The 24,405-nt window shown below is 53.8% G+C and carries 16 protein-coding genes and 1 tRNA gene; 12 read left to right on the top strand and 5 right to left on the bottom strand.

Going from position 1 to position 24,405, the window contains the following annotated elements:
* The first annotated feature begins 70 nt into the window (after positions 1 to 70).
* The 4 genes from E9531_RS02475 (at position 71) to E9531_RS02460 (ending at position 6,766) form a co-directional block, all read left to right on the top strand.
* Positions 71 to 1,405, top strand: coding sequence for a homoserine dehydrogenase (locus E9531_RS02475; RefSeq protein ID WP_136572130.1), 1,335 nt, complete (start codon positions 71 to 73; stop codon positions 1,403 to 1,405).
* A gap of 127 nt (positions 1,406 to 1,532) precedes the next feature.
* Positions 1,533 to 3,572 (top strand): M48 family metallopeptidase, encoded by a 2,040-nt coding sequence (locus E9531_RS02470; protein ID WP_136572129.1) that lies wholly within the window; start codon positions 1,533 to 1,535, stop codon positions 3,570 to 3,572.
* 49 nt (positions 3,573 to 3,621) lie between these two features.
* Complete coding sequence (thrC, locus tag E9531_RS02465) at positions 3,622 to 5,055, top strand: threonine synthase (RefSeq protein WP_136572262.1); 1,434 nt, start codon at positions 3,622 to 3,624, stop codon at positions 5,053 to 5,055.
* Between the two features lie 115 nt (positions 5,056 to 5,170).
* Entirely contained in the window at positions 5,171 to 6,766 is a 1,596-nt protein-coding gene (locus tag E9531_RS02460; protein ID WP_211343345.1) for a Na/Pi cotransporter family protein, read from the top strand.
* 14 nt (positions 6,767 to 6,780) lie between these two features.
* Here E9531_RS02460 and E9531_RS02455 read toward each other — a convergent pair whose 3' ends face one another.
* Positions 6,781 to 8,154: a hypothetical protein gene (locus tag E9531_RS02455; protein ID WP_136572128.1), complete on the bottom strand. Its 1,374-nt coding sequence runs from the start codon at positions 8,152 to 8,154 to the stop codon at positions 6,781 to 6,783.
* A gap of 361 nt (positions 8,155 to 8,515) precedes the next feature.
* Here E9531_RS02455 and coaBC point away from each other — a divergent pair, with 361 nt between their 5' ends.
* The 5 genes from coaBC (at position 8,516) to E9531_RS02430 (ending at position 13,569) form a co-directional block, all read left to right on the top strand.
* Positions 8,516 to 9,817, top strand: a complete 1,302-nt coding sequence (coaBC, locus tag E9531_RS02450; RefSeq protein ID WP_136572127.1) for a bifunctional phosphopantothenoylcysteine decarboxylase/phosphopantothenate--cysteine ligase CoaBC — start codon at positions 8,516 to 8,518, stop codon at positions 9,815 to 9,817.
* Between the two features lie 107 nt (positions 9,818 to 9,924).
* Positions 9,925 to 10,016: transfer RNA gene (locus tag E9531_RS02445), tRNA-Leu, on the top strand.
* Positions 10,017 to 10,252: 236 nt separating this feature from the next.
* A complete protein-coding gene (locus E9531_RS02440) occupies positions 10,253 to 11,011 on the top strand; it encodes a 3-hydroxyacyl-CoA dehydrogenase (RefSeq protein WP_136572126.1) in 759 nt (252 codons plus the stop codon).
* A 341-nt stretch (positions 11,012 to 11,352) separates the two neighbouring features.
* Positions 11,353 to 12,666, top strand: coding sequence for a hemolysin family protein (locus E9531_RS02435; RefSeq protein WP_136572125.1), 1,314 nt, complete (start codon positions 11,353 to 11,355; stop codon positions 12,664 to 12,666).
* An 84-nt stretch (positions 12,667 to 12,750) separates the two neighbouring features.
* Entirely contained in the window at positions 12,751 to 13,569 is an 819-nt protein-coding gene (locus tag E9531_RS02430) for an endonuclease/exonuclease/phosphatase family protein (RefSeq protein ID WP_136572124.1), read from the top strand.
* Between the two features lie 28 nt (positions 13,570 to 13,597).
* Here the strand turns inward: E9531_RS02430 and E9531_RS02425 are convergent, their stop codons facing one another.
* The 4 genes from E9531_RS02425 to E9531_RS02410 all read right to left on the bottom strand — a co-directional run bounded on the left by E9531_RS02425 (position 13,598) and on the right by E9531_RS02410 (position 21,179).
* Positions 13,598 to 16,150 (bottom strand): UvrD-helicase domain-containing protein, encoded by a 2,553-nt coding sequence (locus tag E9531_RS02425; RefSeq protein WP_136572123.1) that lies wholly within the window; start codon positions 16,148 to 16,150, stop codon positions 13,598 to 13,600.
* Positions 16,151 to 16,256: 106 nt separating this feature from the next.
* Positions 16,257 to 17,033 carry a 16S rRNA (adenine(1518)-N(6)/adenine(1519)-N(6))-dimethyltransferase RsmA gene (rsmA, locus tag E9531_RS02420; RefSeq protein WP_136572122.1) on the bottom strand — a complete coding sequence of 259 codons (777 nt, stop codon included), beginning with the start codon at positions 17,031 to 17,033 and terminating at the stop codon, positions 16,257 to 16,259.
* A 151-nt stretch (positions 17,034 to 17,184) separates the two neighbouring features.
* Positions 17,185 to 18,651 (bottom strand): peptidylprolyl isomerase, encoded by a 1,467-nt coding sequence (locus E9531_RS02415; protein ID WP_136572121.1) that lies wholly within the window; start codon positions 18,649 to 18,651, stop codon positions 17,185 to 17,187.
* 146 nt (positions 18,652 to 18,797) lie between these two features.
* The gene (locus E9531_RS02410; protein WP_244609939.1) at positions 18,798 to 21,179 is read right to left on the bottom strand and encodes an LPS-assembly protein LptD; all 2,382 of its coding nucleotides are present in this window, start codon (positions 21,177 to 21,179) and stop codon (positions 18,798 to 18,800) included.
* 254 nt (positions 21,180 to 21,433) lie between these two features.
* Here E9531_RS02410 and E9531_RS02405 point away from each other — a divergent pair, with 254 nt between their 5' ends.
* The 3 genes from E9531_RS02405 (at position 21,434) to E9531_RS02395 (ending at position 24,364) form a co-directional block, all read left to right on the top strand.
* Complete coding sequence (locus E9531_RS02405; protein WP_136572119.1) at positions 21,434 to 22,522, top strand: aminoglycoside phosphotransferase family protein; 1,089 nt, start codon at positions 21,434 to 21,436, stop codon at positions 22,520 to 22,522.
* Positions 22,523 to 22,650: 128 nt separating this feature from the next.
* Positions 22,651 to 23,448 carry a 16S rRNA (uracil(1498)-N(3))-methyltransferase gene (locus E9531_RS02400; protein WP_136572118.1) on the top strand — a complete coding sequence of 266 codons (798 nt, stop codon included), beginning with the start codon at positions 22,651 to 22,653 and terminating at the stop codon, positions 23,446 to 23,448.
* 52 nt (positions 23,449 to 23,500) lie between these two features.
* Complete coding sequence (locus E9531_RS02395; protein ID WP_136572117.1) at positions 23,501 to 24,364, top strand: uroporphyrinogen-III synthase; 864 nt, start codon at positions 23,501 to 23,503, stop codon at positions 24,362 to 24,364.
* Positions 24,365 to 24,405 lie beyond the last annotated feature (41 nt).

The raw sequence follows: 24,405 nt of genomic DNA, 5'->3' as shown, positions 1-24,405 counted from the left end.
CTCGCACTTGCTGGGCAGTACTTCTGCAATGCGCCCCCATTTCCCTCCACAGTTCTATTGAACCAAGACCATGACCCGTATCAGAGTAGGCCTTCTGGGCATCGGCACCGTTGGTGCTGGCACCTTTACCGTTCTCAAACGCAACCAGGCAGAAATTAGCCGCCGTGCAGGCCGCGAGATTGCCATTACGGTGGTGGCTGATCTCGATACCAATCGCGCACGCAGCATTGTGGGCGATGACATTGAAGTAGTCAGCGATGCACAACAAGTTGTCTCACGCGATGACGTGGATGTGGTCATCGAACTCATCGGCGGCTATGGCATCGCCAAGACTTTGGTACTGGCAGCCATCGAAGCAGGCAAGCACGTTGTCACAGCAAACAAAGCTCTGCTGGCTGTGCACGGCACTGAAATTTTCGCAGCAGCTGCCCGCAAGGGCGTGATTGTTGCTTACGAGGCGGCGGTCGCTGGCGGCATTCCCATCATCAAAGCATTGCGCGAAGGCTTGGTTGCCAACCGTATTGACTGGGTTGCCGGCATCGTCAATGGCACCACCAACTTCATCCTCTCGGAAATGCGGGACAAGGGCCTGGACTTTGCATCCGTACTCAAAGAAGCGCAGCGCCTGGGTTATGCAGAAGCCGATCCGACCTTCGACATTGAAGGCATTGATGCTGCACACAAAACTGCATTGATGAGTGCCATTGCGTTTGGTATTCCAGTTCAGTTTGACAAAGCACATATTGAAGGAATCACCAAACTCGAACGCGTAGATATTCAATACGCAGAACAGTTAGGCTACCGCATCAAACTGCTGGGCATCGCCAAGCGTACAGACAAAGGGGTTGAGTTGCGCGTGCACCCTTCACTGGTTCCGGCACGGCGCTTGATTGCAAGCGTGGAAGGCGCGATGAATGCGGTTGTGGTACATGGTGATGCATTAGGCACCACGCTGTACTACGGCGCAGGAGCAGGCTCTGAGCCGACAGCCAGCGCTGTGATTGCCGATCTGGTTGACATCGCTCGCCTGCAAGGCGCCGATCCAGCACACTACACCCCGGTACTGGGCTTCCAATCAGCCAGCCTCAATGCGGCGCAGAGCAGTTTGCCCGTGCTGCCAATTGAAGAAGTGGTCACCAGCTATTACCTGCGCGCGCGCGTTTCCGACGAGCCTGGTGTTCTGGCAAAAATCACCACCATCTTGTCAGAGCATGGCGTCAGTATTGATGCACTCTTGCAACGCGAATCGGACGATGTGCTTGGCGAAGGCGCTGACCAAACAGACCTGATCATTCTCACTCACCGCACCCGTGAAGGCACCATGAACGATGCCTTGGCCAGCATTCAGTCCCTGCCCACCGTGCTCGGCTCTGTCGTGCGTTTACGTAAAGAAGAGCTGAACTAAGAAGGCGTATGGGCAGTCCTCCTGCAAGCAACTGCCCAACTCGATCGCTAACCGGCTAAATGGCATTGGCACTGCCTTAAGGTAAACGCCAATCCGCAAATCGGACCATGCGATTGCCTGATGCTGTATGCCACTGCCTCTACTGCCACCATCCCTCACCCCTGCGCAGCAACGCTGGCTAGCAGGGGCCATATTGCTTGCGCCTGCAGTGCTCATGCTGTGGTCTGGTGCTTGGTTGTCGTGGTCTAACAGTAGCCTTGGTATCAATCAGCATTGGACGATGGCGTTGCCATATCGACTTACAAGCCTTGCCTTTATCCTCGCTTGTATTGGTCTAATTGGCGGTATGACTGCCCTCGCCTGCACCCACATGCTAGGAATACGCGCGCAACAATCTGCTGAGCAATTGATGCGCCTATTCTCCAAAGGGCAAGCCTGTTTGCCGTGGGTACTGTTGCTCTTGTGGTTTTGCTTCTTTGGAAGTGCAATCTCCCAACTCAGCGCAGAAACCATTCGCGCACTGCATCGCGCAGCAAACTCTGCATGGCATTACAAAACGGCGCTGGGCCTGCTGCTAGGCTTACTGATTATCATCGGTGTTGCGGCACTTCAACTACTGCGCTGGCGGCACACTTTCGCCCAAACTGTCAACAGCACTCCAGATCGCCAAGATGGTGAACTGATAGACCCCAGCCAAGCCCCCAAACTATGGGGTTTTGTGCAACAAGTCGCAAACAAAACCCACACCCCGCCACCAGAGTACATTGTGGCCGGCGTTATGCCACACTTCTTCGTCACCGACTCGGCGCTCCTGCTGCCTGACGAGACGTGCATTGCCGAAGGCAAGCGCACACTCTACCTGTGCTTGCCTTTGATGCAATACCTCAGTGGCAAAGAGTTTGCCGGGCTACTTGCACATGAATTGGCGCATTTCGCCGCCAACGATACGGCGCAGGGCCGCGCCTTCAGCACTACTTACGCCATGGCCCACGCACGGCTTAGCAGCGTCCGGGATGGGCAACGCGAGTTGGGCTATCTGCACTGGCTTAACAAACCCAGCCATGCGATTGCCGGGTATTTTCTGCACAGCTTTGATATCGCCTTCTATTCCCACAAGCGCCAACAAGAGTTGCGAGCAGACCAAGTTGAAGTCGCACTTGTAGGCGCCAGCACCTTTGCAACCACCTCCCTGCGCCTAACGGAGCTCAGCCCGGTCTTGTCAAACGTATTAGACGACGCATGGCAACAAAGCCCGCACCAAACTTCACAAAGCATCCTTGCAGAGTTTGATAAGCAAGTACGTTTACACGCTTTCGCTGATCCGCGGTCGCACTTGCAAGAAAGGCAAGCCGGAAAATTTGACAGCCACCCTACCAGCTACCAACGATTTAAAGCAGCAGGAGTACGCTGGAGCCAAGCGATTGTTGAACGCTACCAACAGCGCCACTCCTCCCGCCTATTACAAGCATTTGGCTTAGCCCACGCCAGTGCGTCACACCCTACCCAACCCATCAGCGAGCCCAGCAGCACAACACCCCTCACTGTCGTTGATAAACTCCAACTGCAATTTAGCGATGCCGCAAAAGACAACGCAACCCTCTTGCCTGAACGGGTTGCCGAGTTACGCGAGTGGGCTCAAGAAGGCACACAGGCCACCGACCTTGAAGAAAAAATACTGCTCCCAGTCGCTGCCACCGGGGTTCTGGCCATCGGCATGCTGTTTATCCTGTCGCAATCGCAGCGCAATCCAATATGGGAGCAAGGTTTGTATGTTCTTGCGCTGTTGGCATGCGTAGCGGCAATTGGTGTACTGATACTGCGCGCGCAACGTCCTGTGATGCACCTCACCCGCACAGGCATTTCCGTAGGTTGGCCCGGGCAAGAAGAGCTGATCGCCTGGCACGAGATTGCTGAAATCAACATCGAAAGTGGCTTTAGTCTGCAAGATTGGTATAGCACTATGTGCATACAACTCGTATTGGCTGAACATGCCCATGAGCCACAATGGCGCAATGGTTTAAGAACGCGTTATGACCGTGCTCACCACCAAGTGGTCATTTCGGTACAAGGCATTGCCGACCATGACGCGCAAGAAGTCTCCGACTTGCTCCATACTTACTGGTATGGTGGCGTCGCCCGTGACGTTCTACGCCGCAGTGGGCATTAGGCCCACACTGCTGCATACCTCTTTCTCTTATCCCCCTCTGTATAGAACCATGCTTTATCTATCCACCCGTGGTGACCCAGCCCGTAAACGTTTCTGCGACATCCTGCTCGAAGGTTTGGCCCCTGATGGCGGTCTATACCTGCCCGAGCACTACCCCAACATCACAGCGTCTTTGCCACAACTGCGCACCATTTACCAACAGCAAGGCTACGCAGAATTGGCTTTTGCCATCTTGTCACTCTACATTGATGACATCCCTGCCAGCGACTTACGCGCACTGACCCACAATACCTACACCAAGGCCGTTTTTGGAACCGATGCCATCACACCTGTGCGTGAGTTGGAAAAAGGCTTGTGGCTCGAAGGCCTCTCCAACGGCCCCACATTGGCCTTCAAAGACATGGCCATGCAATTGCTCGGCAATCTCTTTGAGTACGAACTCACCCGCCGCGGTGCTGAACTGAACATTCTGGGCGCAACCTCGGGCGACACAGGCAGCGCAGCCGAATACGCCATGTGCGGCAAACAGGGCGTGCGCGTCTTCATGCTCAGTCCGCACGGCCGCATGAGCCCTTTTCAACAAGCGCAAATGTTCAGCTTGCAAGATGCCAACATCTACAACATCGCCATTGAGGGTGTGTTCGATGACTGCCAAGACATTGTCAAAGCAGTCAGTAATGACCTGACGTTCAAACAGCAGTACAAAATTGGTACAGTCAACTCCATCAACTGGGCACGCTTACTGGCCCAAGTGGTGTATTACTTTGCCGGTTATTTCCAGGCCACAACAACTGACAGTGAACAGGTGTCGTTCACAGTACCAAGCGGCAATTTCGGCAACATCTGTGCAGGGCATGTGGCGCGCCAAATGGGCCTCCCCATTAAACAGCTGGTGGTTGCAACCAATGAAAATGATGTGTTGGACGAGTTCTTCAAAACAGGCGTATATCGGCCACGCAGCAGCGCCAACACCTTGGAGACCTCCAGCCCTTCCATGGATATCTCCAAAGCCAGCAATTTCGAACGCTTCGTGTTCGACCTGCTAGGCCGCGACAGCGCAGAATTGAAAACACTGTTTGCCACCACTCTCGCTGAACAAGGCTATTTCGATTTAAGCGCTGATCCGCGCTTCATCGCTCAAGAAGAGCGTTTTGGTTTTGTCAGTGGTAAAAGCACCCATCCTGATCGGTTAGCAACCATCCGCGCTGTTTGGGAACAACACCAACAGGAAATTGACACCCATACTGCTGATGGTGTGAAGGTGGCCCGTGAAATCCACAAGCCCGATGCCGAACCCATGCTGGTACTGGAAACGGCCTTGCCGATCAAATTCAGCGCCACGATTGTTGAAGCCTTGGGCCGAGAGCCTCAACGCCCAGCGCAGTTCGATGGCATTGAAGCCTTACCCAAGCGGGTTCAGGTGTTGCCTGCCGACGTGCAGCAGGTTAAAACGCTGATCGAAAAAGCCACGCAAGTAGCGTAAAAATCATCGAACTTTAGAGGCTGGCAAAAACAAACTTGCGCAGCCTCTAAAGCGGTGGAGGCATCCCCAAACATCTCTAAATCCACACTTTCCAAAAAACCATTAGAAAGCGTTCGTGATCGCAACACTCAGCACGCTGGCCGGCGGCATAGGACTATTCTTGCTTGGGATGGTGCTGATGTCAGACAGTCTCAAAGCCATAGCCGGCGAAGCCCTGCGTTCAGGCTTGGCCCGTTTAACGGGCAAGCCCCTCAAAGCCATGCTGGCAGGCATGGGGGCAACCGCAGCGGTGCAATCATCAACTGCAACGACCATGGCCACCATCGGCTTTGTCAGCGCAGGTTTGCTGACATTCCAAAATGCCATCGGCGTGATCATTGGCGCCAATATTGGCTCCACCAGTACAGGCTGGATTGTCACGCTACTGGGTATGAAATTTTCCATTTCCAGTCTGGCAATGCCCATCATCGGCATTGGTGCCATCATGAAGCTGCTATGCAAAGACCGCGCTGCTCTCGCTGGGCTGACTATGGCAGGTTTTGGCTTGATTTTTGTCGGCATTGATTTCCTACAGCAAGCCATGGCAGGTTTAGCCACTCAAGTGGATCTGAGCGCATTTGCATCACCTGGCATTGGCGCCCAATTGCTTTTGATTCTCATTGGTTTGGTAATGACCATCGTGCTGCAAGCCTCCAGCGCGGCACTGGCAACGACCCTCGCGGCACTTTCAAGCGGGGCCATTGATTTCTCGCAGGCCATGGCACTGGTCATCGGCCAAAACATTGGCACCACAGCCACGGCTTTGCTTGCCGCGGTTGGAGGCACGGCCAATGCCAAACGCACCGCACTTGTGCATTTGCTCTTTAACCTTGGCTCAGCCCTATTGGCGTTTGTCATTCTGCAGCCTCTGTTTCTCTGGGGCGTACATGTTTGGGGCATGCGCCACGACGGTGTCAACACTGCATTAGCACTGGCCGCATTCCACACCACATTCAGTGTATTGGGCGCTGCAGTCTTTTTGCCGCAAACGCAAGGGCTAGCCAGGCTGGTCAGCCGCATGATCAAAGAGCATGCACCTCCGGGTTTGCGCATGCTCGATAACACCTTACTGTCTGTACCTGCCTTGGCCATTGCAGCGGCAGAAAAAACCATCAGCCTGGGCTTGGCAGACACCTGCCATTTGCTGGCACAACGACTCCAAGGCCAGCCTTTAGCTTCCAATAAAAGTGGGATAAGTTTGGACAAATTGCTGCACGCAGTAGACAGCTACATCACCAAGTTGCCCGCACCTCAGTCAGCTGCAGACCAGCAGCGCCTCATGCACCTGTTACTGCTACTGGACCAAACCCGGGTGTTGCGCGACGACTTGGCAGGCATCAGCCACGCAGACACGCTACGCGAGCAGCCTGCATTGTGGGCCTTAGCCAGCCGCCTACCCCCTACGCTGGAGCAAACGGCGATGTGGCTCACAGACGATAGCGTTGTTGTGCAAGAAGAGGTGTCAGAGGAGCTGAGACAAATCACTGAATGGGTTCATGAGCACCAAAGCCAAGCTCGGCGCAACGTGGTAGAAGGTGCGGTCAATGAGCACATCACCCCGGCCACAGCGCTTGAACAATTGACTGCACAACGTTGGCTAGAGCGCCTGAGCAAACACATCACCCGAATCGCCCAATCGCTGGGCGAGGCACGCGCCTTGTTCAAAGAGTAATGCCCTCGAATCTATCACTGTGGCCGCTGGCGTTCAGGCACGCGAGTTGCCAACGGTTTCGGTTGGTAGAGCGGCTCAAACGTGCATTGCGCGCCGTATTGCGAAGACGCTTGCTCGCAGCGCTCGGCAACGCCCTGTGGTGTGGGCTTCTGGCCGCCGTGTACCCAATCAGATAGCGCCTGCATCAAGCCCACATAACTTGCATCATTGAGGTAACTGTGCGTGCCTGTGCGCGTAAAGGTTTGAACGAGACGATCGCCCGCACCAGCGGCATCCATGGTTTTTTTGAAAAAATGATCCAACTCCACAAAGGCAGTTGGATCATTGATCCACTTGACACTCAAAATCGGCACAGCTATTGCCCCCGTCAAATCAGTATCATGCGCTAGCATTGCATACGCTTTCGGATCTGCCACAAAACGCTCCACGCCTGCGTTCAAGGCCGCGTCGTCGCTGGAGCCGCTATAGCGCACACCGGTATTACCAAATGGACTGACACCAGCTGTGCGTTTGCTCACGATCTCCTGAAAGTGCCTTGTTCCCCAATTGAGGTGTGATTGAATCGCGTCTTCAGGGATACGGACAACGCGCACGATCGTATCAATATTGGCTTGTTGCTGCGCTGTGCGCTGCGCCCTCGGCATTTCAAGCCCCAAGCATTCCTGTGTTCTTGCTGCAATGTTGGCATTGTTGATTGTTGCACCTGCCGGATACCCAATATTGAGCGGGTACTGCTGTTCTGTTGGCCGTGGATGATTGCCACACAGGTATTGGTAAACCACGCGCAAATCCAACCTGACATCGTACGAATGCGTGCCACCTGCCAGAACGCCGTTTGTCAAAAGGAGCGCATCGTATGGTTGATTTTGCGCACTATTTGAAGCGAACATTTCTGCCGTCTTAGCAGCAACACTAGCCCCCCAAGACTGGCCATGTAAGAACGTATGCGTGGGTTTCTCAACAAAAGCGTGAAAGATACGGCGCAGTCGCTCCGTATCCTCTGCCGCAGCGCGCACTGCCACACCACCTTGGCGATACGATGAGCCAGCCCATGCATATCCCGCACGCACCATGATGGACCATCGACCCAGATCATCTTCAACCCGCGCCATGGTCGGAGCACCCAAGGCTGGCCCACCGTGCGCATGCATCACCAAATCACCTTGCCAATTTGCAGGAATGGCAATCAAGTAGTAAGCCCCATTGAAATCCTTGCCGCCAAGGCAGCGCGCATCACGCGGTACCTGCACCGGACAAGCAACAGCCACTGGTGCCAACTCCTCACGCAGAATCGGGTCTGCAGCCTGATGCTCCGCGCCTGAACCACAGGCCACGAGTACCGCCACGACAACTATCGCTAAACCTTTCAGTACGATTTTTTGCTGCATGCATGTCTCCTTTGGGTTGTGTTTGTTTCTATCTGCAGGCTTTGCATTCTAGAAAAGATGCCTCGCGATGCGCAAAACCACCTGCTCCAGCCGAGCGAACTTGAGCACCTGATGAATTGTGCGTTTCAAGCAATGGCAGGTTCAACACCATCTGCGCAGACAGTAAATGCAAAAGCAGCGTTCGCCTCAGCTGAGGCACGCGGGGAAACAAGATATCTATTAGACTGAACGATTGCGACGCACGGTGCAACTGCGCGTCCAAGAACACCGGCCAGTCCAAGATTGACAAAAACGACACGCGCATTGCGCAATCATGCAGCCTCCCATCGGGACAATGGCTCTGCATTGCCCCTCACTCACCATGCAAAAACCACCATCCCCCATTACCTACCACAGCCCAGTTCCAACCCCTGATGAGGCAGAGCCCGCCATTTCAACTACAGCCCCAGCTGAACTGGCTGGTAAGCACATTCTTTTAGGGCTGACAGGGGGCGTGGCATGCTACAAAAGTGCAGAGCTGTGTCGCCAGCTGATAAAAGCAGGGGCCACCGTTCAGGTCGTCATGACCGAAGCGGCCTGCGAATTCATCACCCCTACGACCATGCAGGCCTTGTCTGGCCGACCTGTCTACATCTCCCAATGGGATGCCCGTCCAGACAATAACATGGCCCACATCAACCTCAGCCGTGAAGCCGACGCCATGGTGCTGGCACCTTGCAGCGCTGACTTCATCGCTCGCCTGGCGCAAGGGCGCAGCGATGAGTTGCTGAGTTTGATGTGCTTGGCCCGCCCCATTGGAAAAATTCCTTTATTGATTGCGCCCGCAATGAACCGCGAAATGTGGCTGCACCCAGCCACAGCGCGTAACATGCAGCAAATCACGCAGGATGGCGCCACTATCCTCGGCGTAGGCAATGGTTTACAAGCATGCGGCGAAACCGGTGATGGGCGAATGCTCGAACCCGCACAGATCGTGCATGACGTCATTGCCCATTTCACCCCAAAAGTCCTTGCTGGCAAACGTATCCTGATCACCGCAGGCCCCACCTTTGAAGCGATCGATCCAGTGCGCGGCATCACCAATCGTTCGAGCGGAAAAATGGGCTACGCCATTGCACAGGCTGCGCAAGAAGCAGGGGCACAAGTGACCTTGATCAGTGGCCCAGTCGCACTGCCCACACCCCGCAATGTGCAACGTCTGGACGTTCAATCTGCCCAGCAAATGCTTGATGCTGCGCTGACACAGTCAACCACTGCAGACATCTTCATTGCAACCGCAGCCGTGGCCGATTGGCGCCCTGCTCAAATTGCTGAGCACAAAATCAAAAAAGCGGAAGGGGAAAGTACACCTCAGTTGAATTTCGTGGAAAACCCTGACATCTTGGCTTCCATCGCCCGCTCAACAACAGCACAATCAGGGCGGTTGTACTGCGTGGGCTTTGCTGCTGAAAGCGACAATCTGGTCGAATTTGCCAGCGCCAAACGCAAGCGAAAAGGGATTCCTCTACTGGTAGGCAATATTGGTCCGAACACTTTTGGCCAAGACGACAATATCCTGACTATTTTTGATGACAGCGGCCACGTAGAACTACCAAGGGCCAGTAAGCGGGAATTAGCCAAGCAATTACTTCAAGAAATTGCAAAGCGCCTCCCAAAAAATTGAACCTTGCCATCGCTGCCAACAATTTGCCTCATAACTTCCAAAAGGTAAGCGCTGCATTGAAGTAGAATGCCGACTCGCAACAAACAGCGATACGCCGTTTGTTGCAAGCCCCGGTGGTGGAACTGGTAGACACAGCAGACTTAAAATCTGCCGCTTACCGTTAAGGGGCGTGCCGGTTCGATTCCGGCCCGGGGCACCATTTACAAGCAAAATCAAGGTCTTACAAGACCTCTTACGAAGCGACACATGTGAAAAACACAGTGTCGCTTTTTTATTTTTGACGCAACGTTTGCGCAAAGATGGAGCCCGTCACTGCAAAGCAGCAGAGACATGCATGCACTTTTGCAAAGCCTCGGCTCCCTATAATGATTTGCACACCTCGCATGAGGCTGAATCAAAACAGCCATCAATAACACAGCACAATCAGGAGACTTCATGCACATTCAAAATAATGTTTTTATCGTCACAGGTGGCGCATCCGGCTTAGGCGAAGGCACTGCACGCATGCTGGCAGAACGTGGGGCCAAAGTCGTTTTGGCTGATCTGCAGGCTGACAAAGGCGAACTAGTAGCGCGCGAAATTGGCGGCACATTCATTAAAACGGATGTCACATCAGAAACCGATGGTCAAGCAGCCGTTGCCGCAGCAGTCAAGTTAGGCCGGCTTTCTGGCTTGATTAATTGTGCCGGCATTGCTCCGGCACAAAAAACGGCTGGCAAAAAAGGAGCGCACGATCTAGCTGCATTCAGCAAAACTATCCAGATCAATTTGATTGGCAGTTTCAATATGATTCGCCTCGCTGCGACGGCCATGCTGGATAACGAGCCCGAGGCTACTGGCGAGCGCGGTGTTCTCATTTCTACGGCCAGTGTTGCGGCCTACGACGGTCAAATTGGCCAAGCAGCCTACAGCGCATCCAAAGGCGGCATAGTGGCCATGACATTACCCATCGCGCGCGACTTGGCGCGTGACGGTATTCGCAATATGACGATAGCCCCCGGCATTTTCGGTACACCGATGCTGTTTGGCATGCCCCAAGAGGTGCAGGACGCACTGGCAGCCAATGTGCCATTCCCAAGTCGCTTGGGCACTCCACAGGATTACGCGAAACTAGCCCTGCATATCATTGAAAACGACATGCTCAACGGCGAAGTGATTCGGCTTGACGGTGCTATTCGCCTTGCGCCTAAGTGAGCGCCGTCCAGTTGAAAAACGGATACATGCCAGGCTGATGACACTGTGGTGAAGAACAAACTACCACAAGGATTTCCAGCGCAAGCCTGCGTAGACAGGCCTGTTTCGGTTACGATATATCTTTCAACTCTGAGCGGCTATTGATCAACTCTGCTTTGTCTGATCATTTTTTTACGAAAAGTCGCTGTTTTTTCTTCCATGGAACCTCCCAGTTGTTTTTTCAACGTATCTCCTTTCGCTAAGAAGTGCAGTGCATATAACGCACTTCGACGCGCCTCTACCCTCCTCTGCCGTGGTCATCAGCACACCGACACGTCAGTAACCGTATTAGGAGGGTAATCATGGAAGTTCTCATTCTTATCGGTCTTATTCTGCTCAATGGCATTTTTGCCATGTCAGAGATTGCGCTAGTGACTGCACGGCGTGCGCGTTTACAGGCGCGCGCAGACAGCGGCGACAAAGCCGCAGCCACCGCGTTGAAATTAGGAGAAGACCCAACCCGTTTTCTATCGACCATCCAAATCGGCATCACCTCAATTGGTCTGCTCAACGGTATCGTAGGTGAGGCTATTTTGGCTGCCCCTTTGGCAATCTGGATGGAGTCCGTTGGCGTGCACGCAGGAACGGCTAATATTGCCTCAACAGTGGTGGTGGTGATTGGCGTGACCTATATTTCCATCGTCATTGGCGAGTTGGTACCTAAACGTCTGGGACAAATTTCTCCTGAGCCGATTGCGCGTTTGGTTGCACGCCCCATTCAATTGCTTGCATTGCTGACGCGCCCATTCGTCTGGCTACTCGCGTTCTCCACAAACACATTACTGAAATTGTTGGGGGTAAAACAATCCTCGGAAGAAGGCGTCACCGAAGAAGAGATCCGCGCCATGCTGGCCGAAGGCTCTCAATCAGGTGTGATTGAACAAAACGAGCATGACATTGTGCGTAATGTGTTCCGACTGGATGACCGCGAAGTGGGCTCACTAATGACCCCGCGCACTGACATTGTCTTTGTTGATCTGCATGAAAGTGACGAAGTCAACTTGCAACGCATGATCGAGTCAGGCCACACCCGCTTCCCGGTTTGCAATGGTGGTTTAGACCAAATTCTCGGCTACATTCACGCCAAACAAGTGCTCGCCCGTGTCAGCAGCGGACAAGGTCCCGATTTTGCGCGTGACTTGCACACCAGCTTGTATGTGCCTGAGACCTTAACCGGTCTGTCTTTGCTCGATCAGTTCCGCGCCAACAGCCTGCAAATGGCATTTGTTGTCGATGAATATGGTGAAACAGAAGGGATTGTGACATTGCAAGATGTGACCGAAGCCTTGACGGGCGAGTTCACATCGCGCAATGCAGACGACGCTTGGGCTCGCCAGCTTGAAGACGGCTCCTGGTCGTTGTATGGCACTATCCCTAATGTGGAACTCAAGGACCGCTTGAATCTCTCCAGCGTGCCTGAAGAGGAGCGTGGACACTACCATACCCTCAGCGGCATGTTCATGCTCTTGCTCGAACGTATTCCCCAAGTGGGCGACCATATTGAATGGGAAGGCTGGCGTTTTGAGATTGTCGAGATGGATGGCAAGATGGTCGAGCGCGTTCAAGCTTCACGTCTGCCCGATCCGCAAGGCACCAGTGAAGAAAGCGGCGAATAAAGACGCAAACAAGGGCGCAGTCAACCCAGTGGCAGAAGCTTGTTGCAATCTCTAGAGACTAAACCGTCATCTTGAATCCAGACTATGCACTCTTCTGCCTCGCTCCTCCCCGCAATTGACCAGCCCCACCTCACTGATGCGCAAGCCCCCGAACGCCTGCGCGTGGCCACTTACAACATCCACAAAGGGGTTCAAGGCCTTGGCCCTTTGAGTCGCTTGGAAATTGGTAATTTAGGACTGGCTGTTGAGCAGCTTGATGCAGACATCATCTGCTTGCAAGAGGTACGCAAAGCCAACCTCAAAGAGCAAGAACGCTTTGCCAATTGGCCAGAAATTCCTCAGGCGCAGTTTCTGGCTCCTGAAGGCTATGAAGCGGTCTATTACACCAATGCCATTACCCGCTATGGCGAACATGGCAATGCATTGTTGAGCCGCTGGCCCGTACTCGGGTCACAGCAGCGGGACATTTCCGACCACCGTCTTGAGCAACGCGGTATTTTGCATGCGCGCATTGATGTATCAGGCCATTGCGTTCATGTGCTGGTAGTTCATCTTGGCTTGATCCACATCAGCAGGCTGCGTCAAGTCGCATTGATCCGGGAGTTCATTCAAGATGAAATACCAGCAGACGAAGCTGTGGTGATTGCAGGAGACTTCAACGACTGGGGTGACCAAACGGGCTTACTACTGCGCGAAACGGGCTTTAGTGAATACGCACAGCGCGCCTTCACCTACCCATCGATTTTGCCGGTTGTACAACTAGACCGCATTTTTGTACGCCATCTGACACCCGCGTCAGTTTTTGTGCCCCGTGGGCGTATCTGGCGGCGCATGTCTGACCACCTGCCCTTGGTATCAGACTTCACCTTCTCGCCCAATCACCACCGCATCGCGACTGTCTGACAACGGCTTGAAAGTCGCCTCGCACGCATCAGGCAACCACCGTCAACTTGGCAACAGCCAGCAACAGCAGTTTGGTGCCGTGCCGGCCGAAATTGACTTTGGCCTTAGCGTCCGCGCCCTTACCCTCTATCGCCAACACATCCCCTTCACCGAATTTGGCATGAAAAACCTTTTGTCCGGCACGAATACCATGGGTCTCAATACCATCAGATGCCTGGGGTGGCACAGGGCCTGATCCATAAGCAACCTGTTTAGATGCGCCGTAGCGGCCTCCTTCGCGATATGGGACATCCTCCGCCTGCCTTGCTGAGTAGCTTGAGCGCTCATAAGTCGATGACTGCCGTCCGCCTGAATTCCACCCTCCGGTGCTGGAGAAACCACCAAAAGATTCCCCTGCATTTCGGCTAGCTGGGTTGCGCTTGGGGGTCAACCATCGCACAGACTCTTCTGGTAATTCATCTAGAAAACGACTCGCTACGTTGTATTGCGTCTGCCCATTGAGCATGCGCTCCTGCGCCAGACTGAGATACAGGCGCTTGCGTGCACGCGTGATGGCCACATACATCAAGCGGCGCTCTTCTTCCAAGCCATCTTGGTCGCTCATGCTGTTGTAGTGGGGAAATAAGCCTTCCTCCAAACCCGCAATAAAGACCGCATCAAACTCCAAACCTTTAGATGCATGCACCGTCATCAATTGAATGGCCTCTTGTCCTGCCTGCGCCTGATTGTCCCCTGCCTCCAAGGCAGCATGCGTCAAAAATGCAGCCAATGGCGTCAACGTCTCACCAGTATCCACATCGACGAACAAAGACTGATTAGGATCCAATGCTGCAGGTTGTACAGCCAATGTGCGCTGAGCGACAGGAACAATGGCTTGTTCCTCCCAAGGTGCATTCAAGTCAACGCCTTGGCTGGCCAAGCCCTGGCCCACAGGGGTACCGTGCTCGTCCATAGGCAAGCTGGTCACATCCACCGCATAACCTTCTTGCACCACAAAGCTTTCAGCGGCATTGACCAGTTCTTCTAAGTTCTCAACACGGTCAACACCATCTTTTTCAGCCCGATAGTGCGCAAGCAAACCACTGTGCTCCAGCATCAAGCCAATCACATCGCGTAATGTCTGCCCCATGCTGGCTTGGCGCAACTGCTCAATCAATTGCACAAAGCTACGCAGCTTGTCACCAGCCCGGCCATCCATCGTGGCCGAGGCTGCATAAAGTGACGAGCCTTTTACCTTCGCTTGATCTTGCAGACCTTCAATGCTACGCGCCCCAATACCACGTGCTGGAAAATTCACCACACGCAAAAAACTGGTGTCGTCATTAGCATTTTCGAGCAAGCGCAGATAAGCCAGCGCATGTTTAATTTCAGCACGCTCGAAAAATCGCAGTCCCCCATAAATGCGGTAAGGAACCTTGGCCGTAATCAATGCCGACTCTAAAGAACGACTCTGTGCGTTACTGCGGTAAAGCACTGCAATTTCTTGCCTTGCAAAGCCATCAACTTGCATCAACTGACGCACTTCGTCGACGATCCACTGCGCCTCAGCCAAATCATTGACCGATTCATGAATTCGCAATGCTTCGCCAGCGCCCTGGTCAGTATGCAGGGTTTTACCCAAACGCTGGCTATTGTGTGCAATCAATGCGTTGGCACTGTCCAAAATATGGCTGTATGAGCGGTAGTTCTGCTCTAGCTTGATAGGCTGTTGAACGCCAAACTCACGCACGAAATCTGCCATATTGCCCACGCGCGCACCGCGAAAGGCATAAATACTCTGGTCATCGTCGCCAACGGCAACCACGCAGGCCAAACCTCGCTGCTCGTCGCGAGCATATCCCGCACCAGCGATCAACTTGAGCCACTGGTATTGCAGGCGGTTGGTGTCTTGAAACTCATCCACCAGCACATGCCGAAAACGCGTTTGGTAGTGTTCGCGCACAGCGGCATTGTCTCGCAGCAGTTCAAAACTGCGCAGCATCAACTCGCCAAAATCTACCACGCCCTCTTTCTGGCATTGCTGCTCGTAGACTTGGTACAGCTCGACACGCTGACGTGAATCAGCATCACGCACAGGCACATCGCCTGGGCGCATGCCCTCTTCCTTACAGCTATTAATGAACGATTGCAGCTTTTTTGGCGGCAGCATCTCACTGTCAACGTTATGCGCCTTCAACACTCGCTTGACGGCAGAGAGTTGGTCTTGCATGTCAAGAATCTGAAACTGCTTGGGTAAACCAACTGTCTGCGCATGCGCACGCAACATGCGGTTGCACAATCCATGAAACGTGCCAATCCACATGCCGCGCACAGACACTGGAACCATCGCAGTCAAACGCGTAACCATTTCTTTCGCGGCTTTATTGGTGAACGTTACGGCCAGAATACCCCCAGGCGATGCCTGTCCGGTCTGCAGCAACCAAGCGATCCGGGTGGTCAACACCCGTGTTTTACCAGAGCCAGCACCAGCCAAAATCAGCGTATTACCGCCGGTGAAAGTCACTGCCGCACGTTGTTCTGGATTGAGGCCCTGCAACAAGGGATTGCCTTGGTCTGTGCCCGCATGAGAGGAAACATTCATGGCGGCGATTGTATGACGCTATTGACTACTGCCTAAGCCAATCCCCCGCCAAGAACAAACCACACAGGCTGATATCAACAACCTGGCCGGTAGACACCGTCAGCCGTTAAACAGCGTCTGCTTTGTGCAATGCCTCAGCCAAAGCCACATATTCGGCCACAGGGATTTCCTCAGCCCTGCGTTGTACATCAAACGTACCAGCAAAGCCTTTGGCTTCAAGCCATTTACCCAATGTATGGCGCACCAGCTTACGCTTTTGGCTAAAAGCCACTTTGACTAATTCTTCCAGCAAAGGTTGTGGCACCGCCGTCCATTCCGTCAGCGGCACCATCCGCACAACAGAACTGTCAACGCGAGGCGGTGGATCAAACGCCTCAGGCGGAACATCAAGAATACGCTCCATAGCGTAACGCCATTGAAGCATTACTGAGATGCGCCCAAAAGCCGAAGTCCCGGGTTGCGCCAACATGCGGTCAATGACTTCTTTTTGCAGCATGAAATGCTGGTCTTGCACAACCTCGATCGCATCGAGCAAATGGAACATCAGCGGAGTGGAGATGTTGTAGGGCAAGTTGCCTACCACCCGCAAACGCTGTCCGCCCAAACTCTCCGAGAGCTGGCGAAAATCAACCAGCAAAACATCGCTGGCCACCACATTGAGTTGAGGATTGCGCTGCAAACGCACTACCAAGTCACGGTCAAGCTCAATCACGGTGAGTCGGTCAAGGCGTTCGAGCAAAGGCTTGGTCAAAGCCGCCATCCCGGGGCCAATTTCCACTACAGGCTGACCTGGTTGCGGATCAATGGCCGTGACGATGTGATGAATGACAGAGTCGTCAACCAAGAAATGCTGACCAAAACGCTTACGAGGAATATGACGCACAAAAGAATCTCACAAACAAACCACTAAACCTGAATGGCGATCACTAAGCGCCAGTTCGAGCAAACCAATCAAGCGCCCCATATGTAAACCATGCAGAGCACCCGACATTGCCAATCACCTTGGGTAGTAACCAATCAACCCAACAGAACGATTAATTGTCTTGGTCACGCATTTCAATAAAAGCACGCGCTTTCAAGCCATCAATCCACTTCTGGTACTCTTCTTCGACTTTTTTCTCTCGTGCTTCATTACGCACCAATTCACGCTGCTCTTGTTGCGTCATCTTGTGTTGCCGACGGTCGAGCAACTGAATCAGGTGCAAACCAAAACGAGAGACCACAGGCTGGCTGACGTCCCCGGGCTGTAACTCATCGAGCGCGGCCTGAAATTCAGGCACAAACATGCCCGGGCCTGCCCAGCCCAAATCACCACCATCCTTGGCACTGCCATCTTCTGAGTACTGACGCGCCAGCACGGCAAAGTCCTCTCCATTGCGCACCACACGATCGCGGATTTCCATCAGCATATCGCCCACTTCCTGTGCTGAGCGCCCTGAAGCAGCCGTCATCAGAATATGACGTGCATGGTTTTGAATGACCATGCCTGCGCCACCTTCTTGGCGCTCCAGCACTTTCAAAATATGAAATCCTGCGCCCGATCGAATGGGGCCCACAACCGTCCCAACCGCTTTGTCTGCCACTGCATTGGCAAACAAATCAGGGTATTGGGTCACAGGGCGAAGCCCCAGTTCGCCACCGCGGCTGGCTTCGTTGGCTTGCGAGTATTCTTTCGCCACATCAGCGAAATTCTTGCCAGCAGCCAATGCCTCTGCGGCTTGGTCGATGCGCTGCTTGAGTTGCGCCTCTTCAGCTGCGCTGGCTTTTTCTGGAACAACCACCAAGATATGCCCCAAATTGAGCGCCTCAGGAATCGCTTCCCCTTGATCCACCGGATGCTCTCGCAGGTAGCGATCAAGCTCCTGATCGGTAACGCGCACACGCGCTTCCACAGCCCGCTCGCGAATCCGCATCAACGTTAGCTGGTTGCGCATTTGCCGGCGAAACTGTTCACGACCAATGCCTGAGGACGCCAATTCTTGGTACATGGTGGTCACACTGACATTGTTTTTAGCCGCCACGTTCGCTTCAGCCTGGTTCAGCGTGAAGTCATCAACCGTCAGATTGGTTGCCTTGGCTTCCTGCAATTGCAAGCGTTCCGCAATCAACACATTCAGCACTTCTTGCCGAATGCGCGCTTCACTGGGGTTTTGACCTTGCTGTGCAAAATACTCACGCGCAGGAACCATGCGGTTTTGCAACTCAACATTGGTAATTGGCTCAGAATTGACCAAGGCAATGATGAAATCCGCCTGTCGGTTGCTACTACCATCGCGGGAAGAAGCCGCCGCATTCGATGCAGCACCTTGCAAGTCATTGGCAAAGGCCCCTGCCGCACTTGCCCCACTCCCTGTTAGGCCACCACTGGCGCTACCAGAACCAGGCATGCGTAAACCTTGGGCCTGTCCAGTCAGCGGGACGATAGCTACAGCAGAGGCCAAGCATGCCACCGCAACAAGGCGTTTGCTTTGCGTATAAAAGGTATTCAAAACGGATGTCATTTTCAAATGAAGATAAACCACAGAGAGCGCTTGCAAGCCATCAGACGGCCAACCACCGAACTTGGCAAGACAGGCATTGTGCATGCTTGTCACTGTGTTGACTAGCCAGTACGACAGCACAATGCTTGAGGGATTGAGCTAAGCCATTATTCATAATGGCCAAAGCGGCTTGAAGGCTCCGCCGCCGCAGGGGTTATTTCCTGATAGTAAGGGACGTTATTGCGCAGTGAATTGAGCGGATTAGAACCGATATTGATTCGCGAGAGCCCTGTAAGTTCTAACTGGAACAGAACGCGCGTATTGGAGCTGTTCCAGCTGTTTTGCAAACGCTCAAGCACAACCCGGCCAGTCCAGCAGCAGGCGCTGTACTCAACCCCCACCACGGTATCGACCAGTTTTTTATCGCGCATGCTGTAGTTCACGCGCCCAACACCGTACCAGCGGCCATCAGATTTAGCGCTGGCTGTGGACTGCCACAACTCAGAAATGGGCCACTGCCAACCAAACTCCACGTGTTTACTGGCATCGCGTTTCATACGATAGCCTGCACTGAGGACTTTGTAATCCCCCGGCTTGTAGTAGCCCGTCATGGTGTAGCGCACAGTGCGCCGCTGATCGTGGTTGTACTGAATGACACCATTGGTTGCCCAACGCGGCGTCCAATTCACTGCCCCACCGAGCAAAATGTCTGACCAACGCTCCTCCAGTGGATCCACGCCAGGTGCTGTGACGCGCTGGTCCTTGAAGCGCAAACGCTGAGCCACTGATGCTTTGACCAGCTCGGCACCATCATCGGCTGCAATCAAGCGCGAGGTCAAGCCGAGCGTCAACAGGTTGTTGTCAGCAATGCGGTCTTGCCCTACAAATGCGTTGGGAGAGTAAATACTGGCGAACGTGAAATCCAGCTCTGCCGTGTCATACATCGGCAGCATGCTTTGGTTTTTATAAGGCGTGTAGGTATAGAACGCGCGTGGCTCCAGCGTTTGTTGCAGGTTTCGCCCCAACAACTGCGTATCGCGCTCAAACACCAAACCAGAGTCAATGCTGAACGTTGGTAAAACACGAGAGTAGCTCTTACGACCTGCAGTCAGGGCGGAAGAGTCGAAGTTGTAATAGCTGGCATGCAATTGCACCGATGGAGTCAGAAACCCTTGCGGCGCAACCATAGGGCGGCTTAATTTAGCCAGCGCGTATGAACGGGTGCCATCGGTAAGCACATTGGTAAAGTCTTTGTCAGCCTGAAAGCGGGTGGTATCCATCTCCACGCTAAAGTCAAAACCACTGTCAAGGCTCCACGGTTCGTAGCGTACATTCAACTGCGGCAGCATATCGTAGGGCGGCAAGATCACCGAATCGATATCTTGCAAGGTTTGCCATTTCAAAGTGCGCAAGCGCACACGCCAATCGTCTTGCTGCCATGAACCGTTCAATTCACTGGGTAACAAACGCTCGGCAAGCCCATAGGAACTCCGCGGAAAGTCGCGCCAGTAGTTGTGGTCACTGACTCGATTGAGGTTGGCATCCCAATTGATGTTCCCGACCGGGGACTCCCACACTTGACGATGGCGCAACGCTGCGCTCCAGCGATCTTTATCACGCAAGCTATCGCTTGGCATATAGCGGCCAGAGAGCTCCCCACTGAAATTCTGCTCCAAATAGCGAAATTTACCACCCAAGTCCACACCACGCCGGGCCAATACGGTCGTAGTGATAGTGGCATCCCGGTTGGGTGCGATATTCCAGTAGTAGGGCTGCTCATACTGCAGACCCGATACGCTGTCCAATCCCACCGTTGGCGGCAAAAAACCTGACTTGCGCTTATCTGACAGAGGGAAACTCAGGTAAGGCACGGGCAAGATCGGAACACCCATGAACTCCAACGCGCCATTACGCGCAACCCCCACATCCGCCACACGATCAATGGTCAACTCTTTGGCCCTGATCTGCCACGCTGGGCGCCAGTTGGGATCACTGTCCACGCGCTGGCAAGTGGTGTAGTCGCCCTCATGCACAACATAACGGTCACGATCAATGAAATCGACACGCTGGGCCTGCCCAAAAGCCTGGTTCTCGCCAAAGCGGTAACGCACATCGTTGAAGTAGCCTTCATACGTATCCACATTCAGACGCAATTGACTGCCCCAATATTGGTCAGCTGCGCTGTCGATTGTGACGTTGCCATCCGCTTGCGCTTGGCTGCTGGTAGGGTCGTAGCGCAAGGTATCGGCTTGAATGCGTGTATCGGCACGGCGTAAACGCGCATTACCTGTCACGCGTAATTCAGAATCTTGCTGCCCCTCCATCTGCTCACCAGAAAGGTAAATGGGGCTCTTTTCAGCCTGGGCTGGGGCAATTTTCTCTTGCAATGCAGGCGTACTCTGCAACAGCAACGGGCCATTCCAGTCCCCATGATCGAGCTGTGCTTGCGCCCAAAGTGAAGGCGAGACAGTGCTGGCTAACAGGCACAACATGGCCGAATGCGCAATCCGCGACAAACGTTGCGGCGCAAATGGTCGGGGTCGATTCACAAATTCCCTTTTCTTTTCATCAATTTCCGCTCCAAATCCACCAGTTGCAGCCATCCGCGCAACGCCCGTGAATGTCGCACCTGCACAGTCAGTATTAAGGATGGTGCCAGGCAAGGGCCAACAGAGCAAAGTCTTTGCAGTCGGCGCATATTATCAGGTTCGCATCTGCCATCGTTTGTAAAATGCCGCGCAACAGTAGCAGCAACCCCATTCAGCCGCTTCATGGCATTTGCCCCTCCTCAGCACCATTTTTTATGACCGACATCCAGTGGACCGAGCCTGCACGCAAGGCTATTTTTGACCGATGGTTAAGTACCATTGCCCCGGCACAGCAGTTAGACATCGCAAGTTTGCAACTGGCCTCGGCAGATGCCAGCTTCAGACGCTACTTTCGTATCCAGACAACCAGCGGGACGTCCCGCGTCATCATGGATGCCCCGCCAGAGAAAGAACCGCTTGATGCATTTATGCAGGTAGGTGCTTTATTGCATACTGCGGAGATTCCCACACCAAAGATTCTCGAATGCAGCCTGCAAGACGGTTTCTTATTGATGAACGATCTTGGTAAACAAACTGTTCTGCAATATCTAGCCCCTGACTATGACACTGATGCGGCCTACCCACTGATGCTACAAAGCGTGGATTGGCTGGTACAAATGCAGTGCCGCACCCACCCCGAAGTCCCTGCATACGACCGTGCCATATTGATGCGTGAAATGCAGCTTTTCCCCGATTGGTATTTGGGCCAGCACAGACAGGCCCAATTGAATGCGACGCAGCAACAAACGCTACACCAGACATTCGAAGCCATAGCCTCACACAATCTAAGTGCCCCGACCTGTTTTGTGCATCGTGACTACATGCTGCGGAACCTGATGGTCACCCCCCAAGCGCAAAACGCCGAATCCCCCGTCCAGCTCAGCGGCGTCCTCGACTTTCAAGATGCCTTGCATGGCCCCATCACCTATGACCTGGCCAGCCTGTTGCGCGATGCCTTTCACAGCTGGGAAGAAGATTTCCTCATTGACATCGCCGTTCGCTACTGGGAACGCGCCCGTAAAGCAGGCCTGCTTGCCAGTGTGCCGCAATGGGAGGCAGATTTTGGAGAGTTCTACCGTGCCGTGGAATGGATGGGGCTGCAGCGCCACTTGAAAGTAGCTGGCATTTTTGCCCGGCTAACGTTACGCGATGGCAAGCCCAAGTACCTAGCCGACACGCCTCGATTCATCCATTACATTCGCAGTACGGCAAGCCGCTATAGGGAGCTATTCCCTTTATTGCGACTGATTGATGCGATTGAGAACACTGAAAAAACTGAAGCTTTTTCATTTGGTCGGTTGTGAAGGCCACCATTCCCAAAACGCTTTTCACTTGTGCAACTCTATACACAATAGAAATGCTCACCACATATTGATTAGCACAAGCATGTTCTCGAGCTGTGCTGCAATAACCTACTTTTTATCTTTTGCCGATGGCCCTTCCCCGCATTCATTTTCCACACGCCCTCACCTTGGGTGAAGAGCTTGATTTGCCCGCTGCAGCCAGTCGGCACATTCAAGTTTTACGCATGCAACCGGGTGAATCGGTGTGTCTATTCCCCGGTGCTGAGCCCAACTCAAACCAAGAATACACAGCCGACATTGTGGCCATCAGCCGTCAAACGGTGCGTGTGCGCGTACTCAACGCCGAAGAGCACTCACGCGAAATACCCACACGCGTGCATTTGGTAGTCGGTATGCCCAGCAATGAACGCATGGATTGGCTGGTTGAAAAGGCCACTGAACTGGGTGTTTACAGCATTAGCCCTGTCATGACTGAGCGCAGCGTGTTACGACTTAAAGGTGAAAGAGCAGATAAAAAGCGTGAACATTGGCAGGCCATTGCCACAGCTGCATGTGAACAATCAGGCCGCAACACGGTCCCCATCATCCACCCTGTGCAATCACTGGACGGCTTCCTGAAAAATGAGTCATACCGTGTGCTGCAAGCAGATACCACCCCACAACCACCAGCCGATCGGACGACATCACTGCGGTGCATTCTGAGCCTGCGCACCGGCACACAAACACTGGCAAACCGACTACATTCCCAGCACCCCGCAGCCAATATGTGCTTTGTCTCCGGCCCGGAAGGTGGGCTCTCCGCCACTGAAGAAGAAGCACTCATTGCCCACGGTTTTTTGGCCACCACACTGGGCGCACGCGTTTTACGAGCCGAAACTGCGCCACTGGCAGTGCTTGCGCATATTGCACTGACTCCTGCCGATTAGCCTGAGGTCTGGTGAAAAAGCAAAAAATGCCTTCATATCTGGAGCCTGACCATTGAGCACGCTTGTCCGCCCGCTGATTTTGACGCGCCCCGAAAAGCAATTGCCATTCTGGAGCGCTGCTTTTGATCGCCTCCACATCCGCACGGTCGCCTTGCCCCTGATTGAGATAGCGCCCACTATCGGCCCATCTATGCAACAAGCACGCACTCAAGCGCTGGAACAACTAGATCGCTACCAAGCCATCATGCACGTCAGCCCTAATGCGGTGCAGTTTTTCTGGGACCAATCTGGCCTAGCTCAATGGCAGCAAATCGCCATGAATCCAGCCAAGGCAAAGGGTCAACCTCCGCGCCTATGGTCCCCTGGGCCTGGAACCAGCCAAGCATTGCAAAACCTAGGCTTTACGCAAGCAGCCATTGACCAACCTGCCCCCGTGCATGCAAGCCAGTTTGATTCCGAGGCACTCTGGACCGTGGTGCATAAGCAAATTACTCTAGGCAGTCGCGTGCTAGTGGTGCGTGGATCCAGCGAATCCGCGTCCGACAAGTCAAATAATTGCAATCGAGGCTCGGGCCGCGACTGGCTAGCCCAAACATTGGGCAACCACGGTGCAGAAGTCGACTTTATCTGCGTCTACGAACGCAGACCTCCCCGCTGGCAAGCCCATCAAGCCGCGCTGGTGACGCTGGCTGAGAACCACCAATTCATCTGGCTATTCAGTAGCTCAGAGGCCGTGAGTAACCTGACGACACACTACCCTGCGCACCACTGGCGCAACCACAGCGCAATCGCAACCCACCCGCGCATTGCACACACCCTACTGCATGCCGGCTTTGGCCAAGTGGTTGAGACTCGCCCCACACCTGAGGCTATTGCAGCGGCAGCGCATGCGATGCAAGCACCATCAGCCCCATAGCAGCAGAACGTGCCACAATCAGCACCTACGTAAACAACTCA

The organism is Lampropedia puyangensis (assembly GCF_004833285.1).
Classification (GTDB): Bacteria; Pseudomonadota; Gammaproteobacteria; order Burkholderiales; family Burkholderiaceae_C; genus Lampropedia; species Lampropedia puyangensis.
Note: the sequence above shows the minus strand (reverse complement) of the source record. Positions and strands in the feature narration are given on the sequence as shown.